General features: G+C 64.6%; 2 protein-coding genes and 1 pseudogene. 2 read left to right on the plus strand and 1 reads right to left on the minus strand.

What is annotated here, in order from left to right; all coding sequences use genetic code 11:
- Window positions 1-251: pseudogene (locus tag L995_RS10320) on the plus strand (metallophosphoesterase); the annotation flags it as partial.
- A gap of 185 nt (window positions 252-436) precedes the next feature.
- A complete protein-coding gene (locus L995_RS10325; protein WP_016446967.1) occupies window positions 437-808 on the plus strand; it encodes a response regulator in 372 nt (123 codons plus the stop codon).
- A 45-nt stretch (window positions 809-853) separates the two neighbouring features.
- On the opposite strand, the gene L995_RS10330 is transcribed toward L995_RS10325, so the two are convergent.
- Window positions 854-1,984, minus strand: coding sequence for a hybrid sensor histidine kinase/response regulator (locus L995_RS10330; RefSeq protein WP_047471420.1), 1,131 nt, complete (start codon window positions 1,982-1,984; stop codon window positions 854-856).
- Window positions 1,985-2,090 lie beyond the last annotated feature (106 nt).

The following is a 2,090-nucleotide window of genomic DNA, read 5'->3' on the forward strand; positions in this document are numbered from 1 at the left end:
CGGGCCATGGGCATGACCCCGGCCTGGTCCAGCCCCTGCCCGGGCTGTGGGCAGCGCAGGCGGGCACCGCGGTCTCGGTGCGGCTGCGCGCCCATGCGCCCAACAGCCTGTTCACCCTGGAGCATCGGGATGGCGCCACAGGCCAGGACTGGCGCCGGCAGCTCACGCGCTGGGACTATTCGCGGCAGGCCGGTGAATTCCTGCCCGTGCAAAGGCATGTGCTGGATCCCCTGCCCACTGCCCGGACTTGAGATCGCACAGGCCGTTCGTGGGACTTGCCTTTGTATTGCACAATCCATCGCCTGGCACGCACAGAAGGCAACCGTCGACCAAGTTTGCATGCTGTCCTACGTGATGGAGGGCGGCGGGTGTGGATGATCAGCCCTCGTCCATGCTGCCTTTTTGATAGCAGCATGACGCACTGCAACAAAGAGATATGCGAATCCTGTACGTTGAAGACAATGCCGACCTGCGAGAAACCATTGGCCTGCTGATGGAGAGCGAATCCCGTTTCGTGACCAGTTGCGCCACTGCCGAACAGGCCCTGGAACTGGATGCGGGCCAGCCTTTCGACGTGGTGGTCTCCGATGTCAGTCTGCCGGGCCTGTCCGGCACCGATCTGGCGCGGCAGCTGCTGCAGGCCGATGCGCAGCGCTGGATCATCCTGTGCTCCGGCTACGACCTGGGGCCCTACCCGGCCGCCTGGGGTCCCCAGGTGCGGACCTTGCTCAAGCCCTTCGAGATCGAGGACCTGGAAACGCTGCTGGACTCCATACAGGAAGCGCTGCACACCAGGCCCGTCCACTGAGCCCATTTTCCCGAGACCGGCCTGCCGGTCCATCGGCTCCCGCCGTCACAGCACGGCCTTGGAGCCTCCCGCTGCCATCTCGCGCGGCAACTCCACCCTGAAGCTGGTCACGCCATCGGCGGAGTGCACATCGATGCGCCCGTTGTGCGAACGCACGATCTGGTGCGCGATGAAAAGCCCCAGGCCCAGGCCCTGGTGCTGGCCCGGCTTGCGCTCTCCTCCGCGAAACGGGTTGAACAGGGTAGGCATCAGCTCCGCAGGAATGGTGCCGCCGTTGCGCACCGTGATGACCACGCAATGGTCCTGCCTGCCATCGGCCGTCACCTGCACAGGCTGCGCCGGATCGCCATGGTGCATGGCGTTGCCCACCAGATTGGTGAGCACCTGGCACAGGCGTTCGCCATCCCAGGTGCCATCGAGATTGCCCAGCATTTCGCTGTCCAGGCGCCGCTGCGGAAAACCTGTCTCCACTTCCTGCAGCGTGCGCTGCAGCAGCACTTGCAAGCTGGTAGGCCGCGGTGACAGCGGCAGGCCTTCCGCCTGGCGGATGCGGGTGACGTCCAGCAGGTCCTCGATCATGCGCGACATGCGCTGGCTGCTGCTGAGCATGCGCTCGGCCATGCTGGCCACCTTGCCCGTATCGGGCTGGCGCGTGAGCAACGTGGCGGCGGCCTTGATGGATTGCAGCGGCGTGCGCAGGTCGTGGCTGAGCACGGCCATGAACATCTCGTTGATGCGCAGCGCCTCGGTGCGTTCCTGCAGTTGATGGGCCAGTGCCTGCTTGCGCTGGTGCAGCTCGAAGAACACATTGGCCTTGGTGGTCAGCATGTGGGGATCGATGGGCTTGTACAGGAAGTCCACGGCGCCGCTCTCATAGCCACGGAACTGCCAGTTGTGCTCGCGCGAGCCGGCCGTCATGAAGATGAGCGGGATATGGCGCGTGCGCTCGCTGCCGCGGATCAGCTCGGCCAGCTCGAAACCGTTCATCTCGGGCATCTGCACATCCAGCAGGGCCAGGGCCACGTCGCTGTGGTTGAGCAGCAGCTCCAGCGCCTCGGGGCCGGACTGGGCCTTGAGGAATTCGATGCCGTCGCGTTGCAGCAGCGCCTCGATGGCGATCAGGTTCTCGGCGATGTCATCGACGATCAAGCATTTGACGCGATCTGTATGGGGCATGGATTCTCTCTCGGTATTTAGTCTTGTGGGGGCGTGCCGGCTGGACATTCAAAGCCTTCCCTGGCGGTGCAGCGATGCAATGAGGGAGGCAATGCCTTCGACGCGG

Origin of the sequence: Delftia sp. ZNC0008 (assembly GCF_000799035.1) — a bacterium.
In the GTDB taxonomy this organism is placed as follows: Bacteria; Pseudomonadota; Gammaproteobacteria; order Burkholderiales; family Burkholderiaceae_C; genus Comamonas; species Comamonas tsuruhatensis.

What these genes read in the sequence shown, in the direction of transcription:
- L995_RS10325 (WP_016446967.1), top strand. Translation starts at nt 437, where the DNA reads ATGCGAATCCTGTACGTTGAAGACAATGCCGACCTGCGAGAAACCATT.
- L995_RS10330 (WP_047471420.1), bottom strand. Translation starts at nt 1,984, where the DNA reads ATGCCCCATACAGATCGCGTCAAATGCTTGATCGTCGATGACATCGCC.